The organism is Streptomyces sp. NPDC050508 (assembly GCF_040655155.1).
Classification (GTDB): domain Bacteria; phylum Actinomycetota; class Actinomycetes; order Streptomycetales; family Streptomycetaceae; genus Streptomyces.
On record NZ_JBFAJJ010000033.1, the window covers coordinates 1 to 17,546 of the forward strand.

At 69.0% G+C, this 17,546-nt stretch carries 12 protein-coding genes and 1 pseudogene; 11 read left to right on the forward strand and 2 right to left on the reverse strand.

Annotation, left to right across the window (positions count from 1 at the left end; translation table 11 throughout):
* Nucleotides 1-274: 274 nt before the first annotated feature.
* The 4 genes from AB0I69_RS46605 (at nt 275) to AB0I69_RS46620 (ending at nt 5,761) form a co-directional block, all read left to right on the forward strand.
* Nucleotides 275-739 carry a hypothetical protein gene (locus AB0I69_RS46605; RefSeq protein ID WP_363101928.1) on the forward strand — a complete coding sequence of 155 codons (465 nt, stop codon included), beginning with the start codon at nt 275-277 and terminating at the stop codon, nt 737-739.
* A 134-nt stretch (nt 740-873) separates the two neighbouring features.
* Nucleotides 874-3,918, forward strand: coding sequence for a tetratricopeptide repeat protein (locus AB0I69_RS46610; RefSeq protein WP_363101929.1), 3,045 nt, complete (start codon nt 874-876; stop codon nt 3,916-3,918).
* 146 nt (nt 3,919-4,064) lie between these two features.
* A complete protein-coding gene (locus AB0I69_RS46615; protein ID WP_363101930.1) occupies nt 4,065-4,706 on the forward strand; it encodes a recombinase family protein in 642 nt (213 codons plus the stop codon).
* 53 nt (nt 4,707-4,759) lie between these two features.
* Nucleotides 4,760-5,761 carry a CBS domain-containing protein gene (locus AB0I69_RS46620; RefSeq protein ID WP_363101931.1) on the forward strand — a complete coding sequence of 334 codons (1,002 nt, stop codon included), beginning with the start codon at nt 4,760-4,762 and terminating at the stop codon, nt 5,759-5,761.
* Between the two features lie 475 nt (nt 5,762-6,236).
* Here the strand turns inward: AB0I69_RS46620 and AB0I69_RS46625 are convergent, their stop codons facing one another.
* Entirely contained in the window at nt 6,237-6,704 is a 468-nt protein-coding gene (locus AB0I69_RS46625; protein WP_363101932.1) for a hypothetical protein, read from the reverse strand.
* Nucleotides 6,705-6,954: 250 nt separating this feature from the next.
* Nucleotides 6,955-7,200, reverse strand: coding sequence for a hypothetical protein (locus AB0I69_RS46630; RefSeq protein WP_363101933.1), 246 nt, complete (start codon nt 7,198-7,200; stop codon nt 6,955-6,957).
* Between the two features lie 111 nt (nt 7,201-7,311).
* Between AB0I69_RS46630 and AB0I69_RS46635 the strand changes: the two are divergent.
* The 7 genes and pseudogenes from AB0I69_RS46635 to AB0I69_RS46665 form a co-directional block, all read left to right on the forward strand.
* A pseudogene (locus tag AB0I69_RS46635) lies at nt 7,312-7,815 on the forward strand (DUF4192 family protein); the annotation flags it as partial.
* Nucleotides 7,816-8,255: 440 nt separating this feature from the next.
* Nucleotides 8,256-10,496 (forward strand): glycogen debranching N-terminal domain-containing protein, encoded by a 2,241-nt coding sequence (locus tag AB0I69_RS46640; RefSeq protein ID WP_363101934.1) that lies wholly within the window; start codon nt 8,256-8,258, stop codon nt 10,494-10,496.
* 130 nt (nt 10,497-10,626) lie between these two features.
* Nucleotides 10,627-11,385 carry an NUDIX hydrolase gene (locus AB0I69_RS46645; protein ID WP_363101935.1) on the forward strand — a complete coding sequence of 253 codons (759 nt, stop codon included), beginning with the start codon at nt 10,627-10,629 and terminating at the stop codon, nt 11,383-11,385.
* A gap of 91 nt (nt 11,386-11,476) precedes the next feature.
* Nucleotides 11,477-13,423, forward strand: a complete 1,947-nt coding sequence (locus tag AB0I69_RS46650; protein ID WP_363101936.1) for an ATP-binding cassette domain-containing protein — start codon at nt 11,477-11,479, stop codon at nt 13,421-13,423.
* Between the two features lie 162 nt (nt 13,424-13,585).
* Nucleotides 13,586-14,473: an FCD domain-containing protein gene (locus AB0I69_RS46655; protein WP_363101937.1), complete on the forward strand. Its 888-nt coding sequence runs from the start codon at nt 13,586-13,588 to the stop codon at nt 14,471-14,473.
* Between the two features lie 433 nt (nt 14,474-14,906).
* The gene (locus AB0I69_RS46660) at nt 14,907-16,445 is read left to right on the forward strand and encodes an RNA polymerase sigma factor (RefSeq protein ID WP_363101938.1); all 1,539 of its coding nucleotides are present in this window, start codon (nt 14,907-14,909) and stop codon (nt 16,443-16,445) included.
* 132 nt (nt 16,446-16,577) lie between these two features.
* Nucleotides 16,578-17,435: a serine protease gene (locus tag AB0I69_RS46665; RefSeq protein WP_363101939.1), complete on the forward strand. Its 858-nt coding sequence runs from the start codon at nt 16,578-16,580 to the stop codon at nt 17,433-17,435.
* Nucleotides 17,436-17,546: the final 111 nt, after the last annotated feature.

A 17,546-nucleotide genomic window follows, 5' to 3' on the forward strand; every position in this document is an offset into this window, starting at 1 on the left:
TCCGAGTAGTCCTTCATCGCCATCGGCGGTCTTCTCGCTTCCTCCGGATCAAGCAGATCCAGTATCAGCGTGTCCACCACTCAGGGGGAGGCCCCGACACCGAACTCGCCAAGCTCGACCCGGCCGGATATCGGCCATTGCGTCCCAGCTCCAAGCGGCCCTGAGCGTCGCGGGCCCGGTCTGGTCCAGTCACTGTGCGCAAGGGCGGGTCAGGGCCGGAGTGTTGCTGCCATCGTGATGGCGGACACGGATATTCAGCGCGGTTGGGGGCGACATGGGACGGAACGCCAGATGGGTGGTGGCGGGGCTGGTGACGGCCGCGGCCTTCGCGGTGCCAGCATGGCTGTGCGGGGCTATCGTGCTGCCGCCTCTGCTGAAGGATCCCGCGATCCGCTGGTCGCTGGCCGCTGCGCTCGGCGCGGTGCTGGGCTCGCTGGCCGTGCTGTGGGGCCAGGGTTTCGCCACCCGGGCCCCGTCGACCGGAACCTCCGGCCACTCGGTGATGGCCACGGCTGAGCGCGCCGTCGCCATCGGGGGGGACAACCGGGCCCCCGTCTCCACCGGCGACACCACCACAACCTCCCAGCCCGCCCCCGCCCAGCCTCCTGCCGGACCGCACCCCGCCTCTCCGCCGGCTCCGGATACGGTGTCCGCGTCCGGGAACCGTGGGATCGCCATCGGCGGAACCAACTCCGGCCCGCTGTCCACTGGCGACCAGCGTGGCGGTGCCCACCCGTGAAGTGGCCGTTCCAGCGCCCCGGTACGCAACCGGAACCACCCGCCACCAGCTCACGGGTGGAGGCAAGCGCCGAGCGGGCCGCCGCCATCGGGGGTGACAGTAACGCCCCAGTGCTGACCGGGGATGGTGCCAGGGTGGTGTACCTACCGCCCGGGGCGGTTCGGCCACCCGCCGAGGTGAAGGCTCCGGCCGGACTGGACAACCTGCCGGTGCGGCCAAGGCTGTTCGTCGGGCGTACGACCGAACTGGACCGGTTGGATGCCGCGCTGGCGGCTCCGGGCGGGGTGGTGGTACAGGCTGTGCACGGGCTGGGCGGGATCGGCAAGAGCACCCTGGCCGCCCACTGGGCTGCCACCCGCACCCACGGCTGTGTCCCGGTCCGATGGATCAACGCCTACAGTGCCACCAGCGTCCAGGAGGGCCTGGTCGAACTGGCCACCGCTCTGGAATCGGGCCTGCCCGATGCGCTCTCGCCGGAGGCGTTGGCCGAGCGTGCCCTGCAGTGGCTGGCCAGCCACACCGGCTGGCTGCTGATCCTGGACAACGTCAACGACCCGGCCGACATCGCCCCTCTGCTCGCGCGGCCCACTAGCGGCCGCTTCCTGATCACCAGCAGGCTCGCCACCGCCTGGCACAACGTCACCACGATCGTGCGCCTGGACGTTCTGGATGAAGCCGAATCCCTGGACCTGCTCACCCGCATTGCCAGCCACGCTGGCCCCCGGGACCTGGACGGCGCCGCCGAACTGTGCGCCGAACTGGGCCACCTCCCCCTGGCCATCGAACAGGCAGCCGCCTACCTCGCGCAGAATCCGCTCACCACCCCCCGCGCCTACCTCGCGCTTCTCAATGAGTACCCGGCGCAGATGTATGGCGACAGCGCCGTCGTCACCCCGGATGAAACCACCATCGCCAAGATCTGGAACGTCACCTTGGACCGGATCACTGCTCTTCGGCCCCAAGCCGCCGACCTGCTGCGCCTGCTGGCCTGGTACGCACCTGACCAGATTCCCGTCACCCTCCTGGACGGCCTCGCCGACCCGCCGACGTTAAACGCCGCGCTAGGCCTCCTGACCGCCTACAGCATGATCACTCCCGACCCCGCCACCAACACCCTGACCGTCCACCGACTAGTCCAGGCCCTCGCCCGCACCCCCGACCCCGCCGACCGCCACCGCACTCCCAACCTCGTCGACCAGGCCCGCACCCACGCCACCACCCAGCTGGACACCGCCATCCCCGCCGCCTTGCACACCCCAGATGCCTGGCCCGCTTGGCGTAGCCTGCTCCCCCACATCGATGCCTTCGCCGACCACACGACCGAGGACACCGACACCCACGCCACCGCGCATCTCCTCAGCCTCACCGGGCTCTTCCTCAACAACCACGGCCAGCTCACCCGCGCGATCAGCCACCTCCGACGCGCTCTGACTGCCACGATGCGGGTGCTAGGTGAGGACCACCTCAACAGCCTGCACTCCCGCAACAACCTCGCGGGCGCCTACACGTCGGCTGGGGACCTGGGGCGGGCGATCCCGCTGCTCGAGCAGTCCCTCACCGACGCCGTGCGGGTGCTAGGTGAAGACCACCGCTCCACCCTGACCACCCGCAACAACCTCGCCACCGCCTACTCGGCGGCGGGCGATCTGGGGCGGGCGATCGGGCTGCACGAGCAAAACCTGACCGACACCGTGCGGGTGCTAGGTGAGGACCACCCCGACACCCTGGCCTCCCGTAGCAACCTCGCTAGCGCCTACGAGTCGGCGGGCGATCTGGGGCGGGCGATCCCGCTGTTCGAGCAGTCCCTCACCGACCGATTGTGGGTGCTGGGTGAGGACCACCCCGACACCCTGGCCTCCCGCAGCAAGCTCGCTAGCGCCTACGAGTCGGCGGGCGATCTGGGGCGGGCGATCGGGCTGCACGAGCAAAACCTGACCGACCGGCTGCGGGTGCTCGGTGAAAACCACCCCGACACCCTGGCCTCCCGCAACAACCTCGCCACCGCCTACGGGGCAACAGGAGATCTGAGGCGGGCGATCCCGCTGTTCGAGCAGTCCCTCACCGACATCGTGCGGGTGCTGGGTGAAGACCATCCCAACGCCCTGGCCTCCCGTAGCAACCTCGCCAGCGCCTACGCGTTGGCGGGCGATCTGGGGCGGGCGATCGGGCTGCACGAGCAAAACCTGGCCGACCGGCTGCGGGTGCTGGGTGAGGACCACCCTGACACCCTGACCTCCCGTAGCAACCTCGCCAGCGCCTACGAGTCGGCGGGAGATCTGGAGCGCGCGATCTCGCTGTACGAGCAGTCCCTCACCGACACCGTGCGGGTGCTGGGTGAAGACCACCCCGACACCCTGAGCTCCCGCAACAACCTCGCAACCGCCTACACGTTGGCGGGCAACCCAGAATGGGCGATCGGGCTGCACGAGCAAAACCTGACCGACCGGCTGCGGGTGCTCGGTGAAAACCACCCCGACACCCTGACCTCCCGCCACAACCTCGCCACCGCCTACTCGGCGGCGGGAGATCTGGGGCGGGCGATCGGGCTGCACGAGCAAAACCTGGCCGACACCGTGCGGGTGCTGGGTGAAGACCATCTCTCTACCCTGCACTCCCGCATCAACCTCGCTAGCGACTACGAGTCGGCGGGAGATCTGGGGCGGGCGATCGGGCTGCACGAGCAAAACCTGGCCGACACCGTGCGGGTGCTGGGTGAAGACCACCCCTCCACTTTGCGCTCCCGCCACAACCTCGCCACCGCCTACTCGGCGGCGGGAGATCTGGGGTGGGCGATCGGACTGCACGAGCAAAACCTGACCGACCGGCTGCGGGTGCTCGGTGAAAACCACCCCGACATCCTGGCCACACGCCACAACCTCGCCGCCGCCTACTGGTCGGCGGGAGATCTGGGGCGGGCGATCCCGCTGCTGGAGCAGTCCCTCACTGACACCGCACGGGTGCTAGGTGAGGACCACCGCTCCACCCTGACCGCCCGCAGCAACCTCGCCACCGCCTACGAGTCGGCGGGAGACCTAGAACAGGCCATCCCCCTGTACGAGCATGCCCTCGTCGCCATGATTCAGGTACTGGGCGAGGGCCACCCAATCACAGAAGCCGTCCGAACCAATCTCGCTCTCGCCGTCGTCGAACGTGATCGTGGCGAGACGGGGCAGCTCTGACCCGGTGCCATAAGCGTGGTTCTGACGCTGCGTTGTGACACCACCTTTTGACACAGGCCGACCTGTAGGAATCTGATCACGGTCCGGCGGCCGACTGCCAGTGCCATATCCATGCCGCAGCGTCAGATAATGGGATAATGAGCCGCATGGATCTCGCGTATTGCAGGGTCGCTACCACTGGAAAGGACCTCATGCGGCAGATCGACGCGATGCGTGCCGCCGGAGTCGCCGAGGAACACATCTACGTCGACAAGCGCACCGGAGCGAACATGGACCGCGAGGGCCTGACTGCACTGCTCGGCTTCGCCCGGCCCGGTGACCGCATCAACGTGCTCACCCTGGACGGGATGGGCCGCGACATGCGCGAGACCCTGAACCTCGTGCACGACCTCACTGAACGCGGCATCTTCCTGCGCACGCTCGGCGACAAGCTCGCCGTGGACAACAGTGAACCGGGGCCCGGAGTCGACATGGCCATCGCGCTGCTCGCGATGTTCGCGCAGATGGGGCGGATCTACATGCTGGAGCGCACCGCTGGCGCCCGCGCGTCCCAAGAGGCCCCGCGGGTTGCCGGCCGGTTGCCCGGCGAAGCTCGACGCGACTACCCGAGTCGGAGCTGCTCAGCGGATCAAGGATGGCGCGATCCCCGAGCAGGTCGCCGCCGGCCTCGGCGTCAGCCGCTCCACTCTCTACCGGGAACTCCGCACGCACCGCGAAGGCGCCGCTGCCGAACCGGTCGGACAGGAAAGCTGACCAGTGGGCCAGGCCACATTGCTGCAGGTCGGTGATATTTGTTGTTTTCGCGACAGGGAATCGCCCCAATGGAAAATGGAGAATAGGGATGGAATATGAAGAACTCATCAAAGAGGCCAAGAAGCAAAGTAAAAAAGATCCGATTCAGATCAGAATAACGGATCTCCTGGGCTATTGGGACGCAAAGCGTCGAGGGCAGCGGATACTTGACTCCATTGCCGCAGCCCTGCAGAAGGAAGGGCTGACCACCTTTCCTCCCTTGGGTGAGGGCTGGCTCGGTGGAAGCGTGCAGATTGTGGCGGTCCCCCAACCGGACGATTCGGATGACCTCCCACAGGATGAACTGGTGCCCGAGAAGCCAGTCGGCCTCACGCTCGGCAGTCTGGAGTCCGCCAATTCGGGTGTCGCCTCCGTCACTCCCAATGATTCCCTAGTCAAAGCTCAGTCGAAAATGATGGCTGACGATTATTCTCAGTTGGCTGTAATGAGCGGAGAGCGCTCGTACCAGGGGGCGGTCAGCTGGGAGTCAATTGCGCAAGCCATACTCACCAACCCTGACTGCACCCTGCGGGACGCCATCGTCTCGGCACCTGTGGTCAAATCCAAGGAAGATCTTCTCGGAAATATTCCAAAAATCATTGAATTTGGATATGTATTCGTTCAAAGTCGTGACGGGAAGATTCAAGGGATCGTCACTACGGCGGACCTCAGTAATCAATTCTCCCTGCTCGCATCTCCGTTCTTTCTGCTTGCGGAGATCGAAAGGCGGTTGCGCAAGATAATTGACGGCTCGTTTGAGATTGATGACCTGAAGGCGTGTGTTGCCCCGGAGGAAGAGGAGAGAAAGGCGGGACTTACGTCGGCTGATGACTTGTCGATGGGCGAATATATGCGCCTCCTGGAGCATCCCAACCGCTGGGAAAAGCTGGGATGGCAGGTGGATCGCAGCACTTTCATTAAGGCGCTGGACTCGGTGCGAGAGATCCGAAATGAAGTCATGCACTTCAGTCCTGATCCGCTTCTGGACGATCAGAACGCTCGCCTCGTGAACTTCCTCAAGTGGCTACGAAAGCTCAGGCCAGCAGACTGATCCGAGTGCTACAGCCGCAGATCACGGAGCTGTGGCCGAAGCTGACCGCTTCTGCGCACGCGGCCAGCGGAAACCCCCCCATGCGCCGTCTGCAGCAGACGGCTACTGAGGGTTGCCAGAACAACGTCTAGCACCTTCACCTTCACTTGACAGCACAAGGTAATTGTCGAGCTGCGCCAACGCCCTGGGCGAGGGACAGTGCGCCATTTACCGCTGAAGATACAGCGACATGTAGCTCGGAAGGTCACGCCGCGATCCGGGCCGCCCCCGCCGACCGTTTCCGATCTTGCTCCAGTAAAGGGTGTGTTTGTGAAGTAGACGCCCTGGACGGGGTCGTCAAAGTTGGTCTAGCTCGTGGAGCTTTTGCAGGGCGAGGGTGGGCGATTCGCGGAGTCGCCGGTCTCGGGCTTTGAGACGCAGCATGGTGACGGTGTGATCGCTTCCGGCGCAGCTCGAGTGGCAGCCAGCGTGTCATCTACGCGGTAATGACCTTCTCAGCGATCCGGTCGTCGAGGTAGATCACCGTGGTCGGCCGGTCCTCGTCGCTTGAGGGGGTCGCGTTGAGCAGGGCCTGGGAGATCGCTGAGCCGACGCGTCGTCCGATGGCACGGTCCAGATCGGTCCAAGCTTTCCTCAGCAGGTGGATCTGGATGTCGTGGCAGAAGTGGAGGACTGCGGCGAGGGTGGTGCCGGACAGTGCCACGGTGACCATGCCGTCCTTCTCGGGGATGACCTCGTCCTCGGTCGGTGGGTAGAATGCGGTGCCAGGCCGCACGGTTGCCCAGGGGACGTTTTCCTCTAGATAGACCCAGGTGTTGCGGTGGCAGCGGATGCGGGCTACTCCGATACCGGCGGCTTTCGACATGTCGCTGCGGAATCTGTCGTGACTCCTGGGCCAGTTGTTGTAGGGCTCTTTGCCTAGCAACCTGGCGATGGCTCCCATTGCGATTTCCCTTCGAAAGCAGAGAGGTTTGCGAGCCGTGTCTGCTTGGACATGACGAGGAAGCCCTGCTTGAACGCCGCCGTGCGCCCCCATAGACATGTACCGCGTCCCCGCTGGCGTTCATTCTTCGCACGACGGGTTGCTTGGGAGTCGACTCGCCACGCGAGTTGGCACTGTGCGATCGCCTGACCCGCGGCCTACCACCCACTCGGCTGTGGGTGATGTCCGCCGTAATGCAAGAGCAGCTTGATCAATTGTCGTGCGGCGCCCAGAGCCTCGAACCGTCGCCCGGCAGGCGGCAGTTCTGGGTTCCGGCGGCGGATCTTCGCGTCTCCGGCAGTGAGGCCGTCGCATTCGCTGGGGCGCCGGAGGTGGACTTCACCTGCTCCGAACGGCGGAGCCCGATGTCGAGGTAGTTGCGGCGGAAGGCTGTGTTGCTCATGCCGACCTGGCGGGCGTGCGCGAGAACGCTCGGACGCCAGCTCTCCTGTCGCATGCAGTAAGCATCTCCTGGAGCTTCTTGCGGATGACGGCCTTAGCTAACTCCGGTCAGTGTCTGAGCGTGCACAAGCCAGGACCCCCAGTAGCCGCGTTAGTGCAGATAAGGTCGACCGGCGACGACTTGGAGGCCAGGGAGGCACTGGCCATGGCCCTGGGTGCGGATCCCGACTACCTGTTCGCCCGCCTCCTGCATCAGGCCTGCAACGAGGGCCTGGACCCGGAGTCGATCCGCCGCTGCCTGCGCGCGGAACGGGTGGGTCGTGCAGGAGTGGAGGCCGATGAGCCGGGCGACGCGGAGGTCGCCGACGGTTCCCTACCGCAGGGTGCGAGCGATCCCGACGACGCTCCGGCACCGGTGGCATCACCTACGGGCTCCCGTCGTCGGCGCCGGGCGCGTACCGCCGACGAAGCCGAGGGCCGTCCTCGCCCCTCAGGAGCGGACGGCCGTCGGTCGGGGCCGGACGGGTCCCGCCCCCGCACACCGGCGCAGGGCACCGCACGCCCCGGCAGTTCGCGTTCACGCGCCTCAGGGAAGAGCGGTTCGCGGCGCTACGACACCTGCTCGGAGAGGCCGCGGCCGGGGAGCAACGGCATTGAGGGGGACGGATGATCAAGCGTAGGGGGAGTGCCGGGCAACCCCCTCGGTCAGGCGGACGGCGTGGTGTGTTCGGAGTCTGGTTCCGCAAGGTCCTCGGGTTCCGGGTGGCGACCCCACAGGTGGTGACTCTCCTGGGTGCGCGAGCTGGTACCGCGCTGGCCGCAGGGCACACGCACACAGCGCGAGGAAGTGGCGCGTGCGGCCGATGGGCTGTGCGCCGGGTCGTCGGCGGCCAACGACGGGCAACTGGCGTTCCCTGTCCGTCTCCTTCGCTCCGCCGCCATTCGGTCGGCTTCCCAGGCCGCGGGCGTGACCAGGAGGAGCCCGGATCCGTTCACCTGAGTGGCGGAACGCCTGAACGGGTCGTGTCGCTGTACAGCCCTTGTCCTCCCGGGACCCTCCGTCCGGCGCCGAACACGTCCGAGGCGCACAGAGCGCAGAAGAAGCCGCCCATGCATCAGCCGACGCCGCCCTCCGCCGCCGATGACCGCCCTGGCTCCGGTGTCCCGGAGTCGTCCCCGAGCCGGGGCACCGGCCCGTTGCCGTACACGCGCACCGGCCATCCTGAGCAACCCGGGAACGCGAGTCGTGCCGACCGGACATCTCGTCGACCGGCGGAAGCCTTGGCGCCCGGCCAAATTCGTCGCCCACCGCCCTCCTCACCCCCGTCCCCACTCCAGTCCTCCTCCCTCTCCCCACCTCAAAGCTCGGTGTCATCCACACCTCGCCCGGCGCCTCGCCGTTCGATCGAACTACCTCCCACCCACACCACCCTGATCTGTGTCGCCCTCCCGGGCCTCGCCGTGTCGACCGAGCAAGGTCAGCTGAACGGCCGGGGACTGGAGGGGTTCTACCGCGCGGGTCGGCGGATCCTCTCCCGCTGCCAGGTGCGGGTGGCCGGACGTGAACCGCTGGCGGTACAGGCCAGGATGACGGCGGCCGACCGTGCCCGTTTCGTGGGAACCCTGCGGGTGTCGCCCGACTGCGGCCCGGACCCGGACCTCGTCGTTGAGCGGACCCGACATGCCGACGGTACGGAGCGCATCACGCTGCGCAGCCTGTCCTGGCGCCCCCTGCGCCTGCCGGTCGAGGTGGCGCTCGGCACAGACCTGGCGGACCTGGGCGCCATCGCCGCGGGCAGCACGGGACCCGAACTGCCCGGCAGCGTGCACGACTCCGGGCTGCGCTGGTCCGGTGCCACCGGGAACTCAACAGTCACCGCCGACCCGCCGCCCGTCGACGCACTGGCCTCCGCGGGACTGCTGCGCTGGGAGTTCGAACTGCCACCGGGAGGTACGGCGAGCATCGAACTCCGGGTACGGCCGGACGGTGCGGGACCGGTCCGGGCCGTGGGCCACGCGGCGACCAGCCCCCTGGCCTCTGCACGGGCGACCGGTGACGACCACCGAGTCCAGGCGCTGCTGCGGACCAGCATCGAGGATCTCAGGGCACTGCTGCTGCGCGACCCCGCGCATCCCTCCGACACGCACCTCGCGGCCGGGGCACCCTGGCGCTGCGGCCTGGCCCCGGCGGAGTCGCTCACGGCGGCCCGTATGACGCTGCCCCTCGGCACGCGGCTCGCCGCGGGCACGCTGCGGATCCTTGCGCGGACCCAACTCCCGGGCCCTGGAGCGCAGTTCGGAATGATCCCCGGACCGCGCCGCGATGCCGGCGCCCATCTGCCACCGGGCTGCACGGGGACAGAGGCGACCCTGCTCTTCCCGGTGGTTCTGGCGGAGGCCCGCCGCTGGGGGCTCCCGGAGCAGGAGACGGAGGAGTTACTGCCGGCCGCCGAGCGCTGCCTGACCTGGCTGCGGACCACCGTGGGCGACGGTACGTATCTGCGTGACCCGCATCCCAGTGGCCCCGTCCGCTGCGAGACACAGGCTCACGCCCACCGGTCGGCGCTGCTCGGAGCCGATCTGCTCGACGCGTTCGACAGACCCGGCGGTGCCGATCTGCGGCAGTGGGCACAGGAGTTGCGCACCGCGTTCCGCACGGACTTCTGGATCGGGGACCTGGGCGGCGGCCGCCCGGCAGCGGCCCGAGTTCCGGACGGACGCCTCGTACCGCACCTCGGTGCCACGGCGGCCCATCTCCTCGACACCGGGCTGCTGGGCGGCGGCGAGCACGCGCCCGGCCTCCTCGACAAGGCGCGGGCCGAACAACTCGCCCGACTGCTCGGCGGCCCGGCCATGGACTCGGGCTGGGGACTGCGTGGGCTGGGCGTGAAGGAGCCGGGGTACAACCCGTTCAGTCACCGGGGCGGAGCCGTACGCGTGTCGGAGACGGTGATCGCCGTCGCGGGCCTGGCCGCCGGCGGTTACGAGAAGGAGGCGGCCTCGCTGTTGCAGGGGGTCCTCGCCGCGGCCGAGGCGTTCGGACACAGGCTCCCCGAGATGTACGCGGGGGAGCAGCGCACGGACGGGAGTGCTCCCCTTCCCCATCCGGCGGCCTGCCGCCCGGCGGCGACGGCAGCGGCCGCCGGAGTGCTGCTGCTGACCACCCTCGCGGGGATCCGCCCCGACGCCCCCGCCCGGACGGTCACCCTCCGCCCGGTACGCAGCGCGCCCCTGGGCGAGATCGGCCTGACAGGGCTGCGGATCGCGGGCGCACCCTTCTCCGTACGGGTCGGCCGCCTCGGTGTCGCCATGGTCGAGGAGGCCGCTGACGGCCTGCAATTGGGAGCGTGACCTCGTACAAGGCCACATCGGCCGACGGTCGGAAGCGGAGGGCGAGCCGCGCATCGCATCGAAGTGGATCAGTCATGGCGGTACCGGCGAAGGGAGTGTTTATCGTCAGGCAGACGACTATGATCGCCGCATGTCCTACGACCCGTCAGCGTATCCGCCCTTCGCCGTCACCGTGGACCTGGTCGTGCTGACCGTGCGCCGCCATGCTCTGTGCGGGCTGGCGGTACGCAGGGGCGAGCCGCCGTTCCAGGGGCGCTGGGCGCTGCCCGGTGGCTTCGTGCGGGCCGACGAGGATCTGTCGCAGGCCGCCGCGCGCGAACTGGCCGAGGAGACGGGACTGCGCGCCCACGATCCGGCGGTCCCCGTCCAGGACAACGGAGCGCATCTGGAACAGCTCGCGACCTACGGCGACCCCAAGCGTGACCCGCGGATGCGGGTGGTCAGCGTCGCCCACCTCGCACTCGCTCCCGACCTGCCCGCCCCGCGCGCCGGCGGCGACGCCAGCAACGCGCGCTGGGCGCCGGTCGAGGAACTGCTACAGCAAGCGGGGTTCGGGCGCGACGGCGATCCGGTGGCGCCGCTTGCCTTCGACCACACACAGATCCTGTCCGACGGGGTGGAACGCGCCCGTTCGAAAATCGAGTACTCGTCCCTGGCCACAGCGTTCTGCCCCACCGAATTCACCGTCGGTGAGCTGCGCCGTGTCTACGAGGCGGTGTGGGGCGTGGCGCTGGACCCGCGCAACTTCCACCGCAAGGTGACCGGCACGCCCGGCTTCCTCGTCCCGACCGGCGGTACGACGACCCGTCAGGGCGGCCGCCCTGCGCAGTTGTTCAGGGCCGGAGGGGCCACACTGCTCAACCCGCCGATGCTGCGCCCCGAGGTGTGACGCCGTAGCATCTCGACCGAGGCGATCAACCGTTGCGGAGCGGGCCGTTCGGTGCCCGAAAAAACGGACATAGCGCGCTATCTTGCTGTGGGTGATCCAGGCCTTCGGACTGACCAGCAACGCCCGCAAGGAGCATCCGCCCGCCGTCGACGACGTCTCCTTCGAGGTACGCGCGGGGCGTGTCACCGCGCTTCTCGGAGCACCGGGCGCGGGGAAGACGACCGCGCTCAGGCTCATGCTCGAACTCCAACAGGGACGTGGAATCACCTACTTCAGGGGCCGCCCCCTGCACCGCATCGCCCACCCCTCGCGCGAGGTCGGCGTACTCCTGGGCGACGTGCCGGGACATCCGGCCCGATCGGTCCGCGGCCACCTTCGAATGCTGTGCGCCGCGGCGGGCGTTCCGGCCCGGCGCGCCGACGAGGTCCTCGAAGTGGTCGGCCTCGTCAGCCTGCGCGACGAGCGCCTGGGCAGCCTCGCGCGCGGCATGGACCGTCGCCTCGGCCTCGCGTGCGCCCTCCTGTCCGACCCGCACACCCTCGTGCTGGACGAACCCGCGGACGCCCTCTCCGCCCGCGAAAGCCGTTGGCTGTACGGCATGCTGCGCGCACACGCCGCCCAGGGCGGCACGGTCCTGTTCACCACGGCCGAACCCAAGGAAGCCGCTCGCAGCGCCGACCGGGTCGTCACCCTCGAACAGGGCAGACTCGTCGCCGACCAGGAGGCCGGAGACTTCGCCCGCACCCGACTGCGCCCCCGCGTCGCCGTCCGCAGCCCGCACGCCGCCCGCCTCGCCGCCTTCCTCACCAAGGAGGCCCGCACCGCGCACTGCTCCGTCGAAGTCGTACGGGAGGACGGCAACCGCCTTTCCGTGTACGGCAGTACATGCGCCGACGTCGGCGAGACGGCGTTCCGGCACGACATCCTCGTACACCAACTCGCGGACGAGATCGGGGACATGGGGCCTGGTGCCGGAACGACTCTCCGAAGTGAGCCGGAACCCATCGATGAGCCGCGGGTGCCGGACACCGCAGCGCCGGCCGAGCCGCCCGATGCCGAAGAGCCGACACCCGCGATCGAACCCCACCCGCCGTACGAGCCCCACACAGCCGCTGCCGGCCCCCGTACGACAAGCCCCGCCCCCTCCCGACTGGTTCCCCTCGTCGACCCCGAAGAGGCGGCCGGTACTCACCCCCGCGCACGCCCCTCCCGAGCCCTCACCCTCGACGCCCTGTCCCCGCTCCCGCCTCCCATCTCCGTCCGCTCGGCTCCCAGCCCGCTGCGCCCGCTCCGCTACGAGTTGCGCCGCGCCGTCGGTGTCGGCACCGGGTTTCTGACCGGGGCCGCCGTGCTCGTCGTGTCCGCCCTCACCGCACTGCTGTTGGCTCGCATCGGTCACACCCCGCAGCCGCGCCTGCTGGCCGCGTGGCCCCGGGAACTGCCCCTGCCACCCGCGGCGCTCGGCGCGGGACTTCTCGGGGCGTTCGCCTTCGGTGACGAGTTCCGCCACCCTGCCCTGGCGGCGGACCGCGGCACCGTGCCCCGCCGGATGGGGCTGCTCGTCGCGAAGCTCCTCGTCTCCGCGGCCACCGCGCTGCTGCTGGCCTTCCTCACGGTGGGCTGCGACGCCGAAGTGCTCTACCTCGTCTACGGACGGGAGCTCGCACAGGTTCCCGCCGACTGGCTTTCGATGAGCGCGAGTTGGACCGGTCTGGTCGTCGGGTGCGCCTGGGCCGGTGTCCTGGCCGCGGGCATCTTCCGGTCCACCACGGCAGGGCTCGCCGCGGTCGTCGCCGTACCGATTCTCGTCGTACCCCTCGTGCACAAGGCTTTGGAAGGGCCTGCCGTGCCGACCGCGGAAGGCCTTCCGATGCGGTTGCGGAAGGTGTTCCTGCTGCAGTGGCCCTTCGGGGGAGAGCGTTATCTGTCCGCGGCGGCGCGGGTGATCGCCCAACCCGTGGGCGGGGCGCTGACGTTGTCGCTGACAGCTCTGCTCTGCGCGTATCTGCTCACGACCCTGCGTAGCAGGGTCCGATGACGACCGTCCGCACCCTTCAGGTTCCGCTCTGCGCACAACTCCCCGTAGAAAGCCCATTTCTTTCCGATAAGGCGTCAATTGCGACGGGGTGAGCGATCACCCTTTCGTGTGCTTTTCACCAAAGACCTCAAGGGAGTTGGAGCCAGCGCCGACAAAGGATCCGTGAGTACCCTTGCGCACACCATGATGACCGCCGCCCGCTCCGTAGACTCCGGTCTCGCCGGCCCGGGCGAACTCGACCGCTACCCCTATGCCGAGGCGCCCGTCACCGAGCGCCTCGGAGCCCCTTCCTGGGACGGTTCCGACCCCGAGCTGGGCCGCGTCGGCCGACGTGCCGCGGGCAGCCGCGGACGTGGGCTGCACGGCCAACTCGTCCAGCAGCTCGGTCAGATGATCGTCTCTGGCGACCTGGGCGCCGACCGCCCGCTGGTGCCCGAGGAGATCGGCCAGCGTTTCGAGGTCTCCCGCACCGTCGTCCGCGAGTCGCTCCGCGTCCTTGAGGCCAAGGGTCTGGTCAGCGCCCGCCCGAACGTCGGCACGCGCGTGCGTCCCGTCAGCGACTGGAACCTCCTCGACCCGGACATCATCGAATGGCGCGCCTTCGGCCCGCAGCGCGACAACCAGCGCCGCGAGCTGAGCGAGCTGCGCTGGACCATCGAGCCGCTCGCCGCTCGCCTCGCCGCCGGGCACGGGCGCGAGGATGTCCAGCAGCGCCTCTCCGACATGGTCGAGATCATGGGCCACGCCATGGCGCAGGGCGACGCGCTGACCTTCTCCCGAGCCGACGCCGAGTTCCACTCGCTGCTCATCCAGGTCGCGGGCAACCGCATGCTGGAGCACCTTTCCGGGATCGTCTCGTCGGCCCTCCAGGTCTCCGGCGGCCCGGTCACGGGCTGTGACCGCCCGACCGACGCCTCCCTGGGGCACCACGCCCGGATCGTCGACGCCCTCGCCGCCGGCGACGGTGCGGCGGCCGAGGCGGCCATGCGGCAGCTGCTCATCGTGCACCCCGAGGTGGAGCGCGTGGTGCCCGCCCCGCGCGAGCACTGACCCGCGCGGGTGGGCCGACGCGGTCGAGGTGCGCCGCGTTCTCGTGGCGTCGCCGGGCCTGGGCGCCGATTCCCGCCGGACCCCGCAGGATCCTCCAGGGAACCGGCGGGGTCCGGCGGTGTGACGGGGTGCCGGAGCGCCTTCAGGAGTGCCGGTCACAGCCCTGGGTGACCTCCTCTGTGCATGTCTGACCGTTTTTGAGCGCTTACGGGGTGTGACTCGGGCCACGCAGATTGGGCGTAACGCTCGCGGGAACTGCGCGATGACCTAAGAGGTGACAGCCGCGGAAGGGAATACGGACGCCGTTCAAGGCGCTGTGCTTCTTCCCGGCCCCAGCCCGCGCCGTCGGCCCATCCCCAAGTCGGCGGTCGTCGGCTCCTGTCCGTACCGGACGGGGCCGGAAGCCGTTTTCCATCGTTCCGAGAGGTTGTTCGTGTCGGCCAGCACATCCCGTACGCTCCCGCCGGAGATCGCCGAGTCCGTCTCTGTCATGGCGCTCATCGAGCGGGGAAAGGCTGAGGGGCAGATCGCCGGCGATGACGTGCGTCGGGCCTTCGAAGCTGACCAGATTCCGGCCACTCAGTGGAAGAACGTACTGCGCAGCCTCAACCAGATCCTCGAGGAAGAGGGTGTGACGCTGATGGTCAGTGCCGCGGAGCCCAAGCGCACCCGAAAGAGCGTCGCAGCGAAGAGTCCGGCCAAGCGCACCGCCACCAAGACGGTCGCCGCGAAGACGGTGACCGCCAAGAAGGCCACCGCCACCGCCACTGCGGCGGCACCCGTCGCCGACGCCTCCGCCGAGGACGACGCCCAGAAGGTCGCTGCCAAGAAGACGACGCCCGCCAAGAAGGCGGTCGCGAAGAAGGTCGCCGCCAAGAAGACGACGGCGGCGGCCAAGAAGACCAGCGCCAAGAAGGACGACGCCGAACTGGTCGACGAAGAGGCGACCGAGGAGACCCCCGGCAAGACCGGGGACGAGCCCGAGGGCGCCGAGAGCGCCGGCTTCGTACTCTCCGACGAGGACGAGGACGACGCGCCGGCGCAGCAGGTCGCCGCTGCCGGTGCCACCGCCGACCCCGTCAAGGACTACCTCAAGCAGATCGGCAAGGTTCCCCTCCTCAACGCCGAGCAGGAGGTCGAGCTCGCCAAGCGCATCGAGGCCGGTCTGTTCGCCGAGGACAAGCTGGCCAACGCGGACAAGCTCGCCCCCAAGCTCAAGCGCGAGCTGGAGATCATCGCCGAGGACGGCCGCCGCGCCAAGAACCACCTCCTGGAGGCCAACCTCCGTCTGGTGGTCTCCCTGGCCAAGCGCTACACCGGCCGCGGCATGCTCTTCCTGGACCTCATCCAGGAGGGCAACCTCGGTCTGATCCGCGCGGTCGAGAAGTTCGACTACACCAAGGGCTACAAGTTCTCCACGTACGCCACCTGGTGGATCCGCCAGGCGATCACCCGCGCGATGGCCGACCAGGCCCGCACCATCCGTATCCCGGTGCACATGGTCGAGGTCATCAACAAGCTCGCGCGCGTGCAGCGTCAGATGCTCCAGGACCTGGGCCGCGAGCCCACCCCGGAGGAGCTGGCCAAGGAACTCGACATGACCCCGGAGAAGGTCATCGAGGTCCAGAAGTACGGCCGCGAGCCCATCTCCCTGCACACCCCCCTGGGTGAGGACGGCGACAGCGAGTTCGGTGACCTCATCGAGGACTCCGAGGCCGTGGTCCCGGCCGACGCGGTCAGCTTCACGCTCCTCCAGGAGCAGCTGCACTCCGTCCTGGACACCCTGTCCGAGCGCGAGGCCGGCGTGGTCTCGATGCGCTTCGGTCTCACCGACGGTCAGCCGAAGACCCTCGACGAGATCGGCAAGGTGTACGGGGTCACCCGTGAGCGCATCCGCCAGATCGAGTCCAAGACCATGTCGAAGCTGCGCCACCCGTCGCGTTCGCAGGTGCTGCGCGACTACCTCGACTAGGTCGTAGCCGTACGACACGGAAGGCCCGGCCTCCCCTCGGGGAGCCGGGCCTTCGTGCTGGCCGCGGGTGCGGCGCGCGGCGCGCTGGATCACTCTGGGTCTCTGATGACCATCCCAGAGTGAGGAACGTGCATGCGTCGTCCCCTTGCCCGGGCGCTGACCCGGCCGCTCGTCCTGGCGGCTGCCGCGTCCGCCATACCGCTGGTCTCCGCGTCCCCTGTGGCCGCCGACAGCATCGTCGTCGGCGGGTTCCCGGTCGATGTCTCGGAGAGCCCATGGACAGTGGCGCTGTCCAGCCGTGACCGGTTCGGGGGTACCCGGGCGGGACAGTTCTGCGGCGCTGTGGCCGTGAGCCGGACCGCCGTACTGACCGCGGCCCACTGCATGGGTGACGACGTCCTGGGGGCGCCACCGCACCGGGCGGCCGACCTCAAGGCCGTCGCGGGCCGTACGGACCTGCTCTCGGGCCGGGGCCAGGAGATCGCCGTACGCGACGTGTGGATCAACCCGGACTACGACGCCGCCAGCAATGCCGGTGACTTCGCCGTGCTCACCCTCGCCGATCCGCTGCCGCAGAGCTCGGTGATCAGGATGGCGGCCGCGGGCGACACGGCCTACGACCCGGGCACGGCCGCCACGGTCTACGGCTGGGGCGATCTCACCGGCAGCGGCGACTACGCGGGCAGCCTGCACGCCGCGCGCGTGCACGTGCTGCCCGACGCCCGCTGCGAGGAGGCCTATCCAGGCAGCGCCGACGGCACCTATCTCCCCGAGGCCATGCTGTGCGCCGGAGAGGCTCAGGGAGGCCGTGACGCCTGCCAGGGGGACAGCGGGGGACCGTTGGTCGCCCAGGGGCGGCTGATCGGGCTCGTGTCGTGGGGCAGCGGGTGCGGGCGGGCCGGGAGCCCTGGCGTCTACACCAGGGTGTCGGACGTCCTGCGGACACTGGGCCGCCACCGCGGCTCGCCAGGGCCGCACAAGGGCGCCTGACGGCGCCTGAGAGGCATCCGCGGGCACGAAGACGGGCGGCCCCGCTCCTGTGGTTCAGAAGCGGGGCCGCCCGTCGCCGGCCTGGGCCGGTGCTGGCTCGTCGTGGACGCG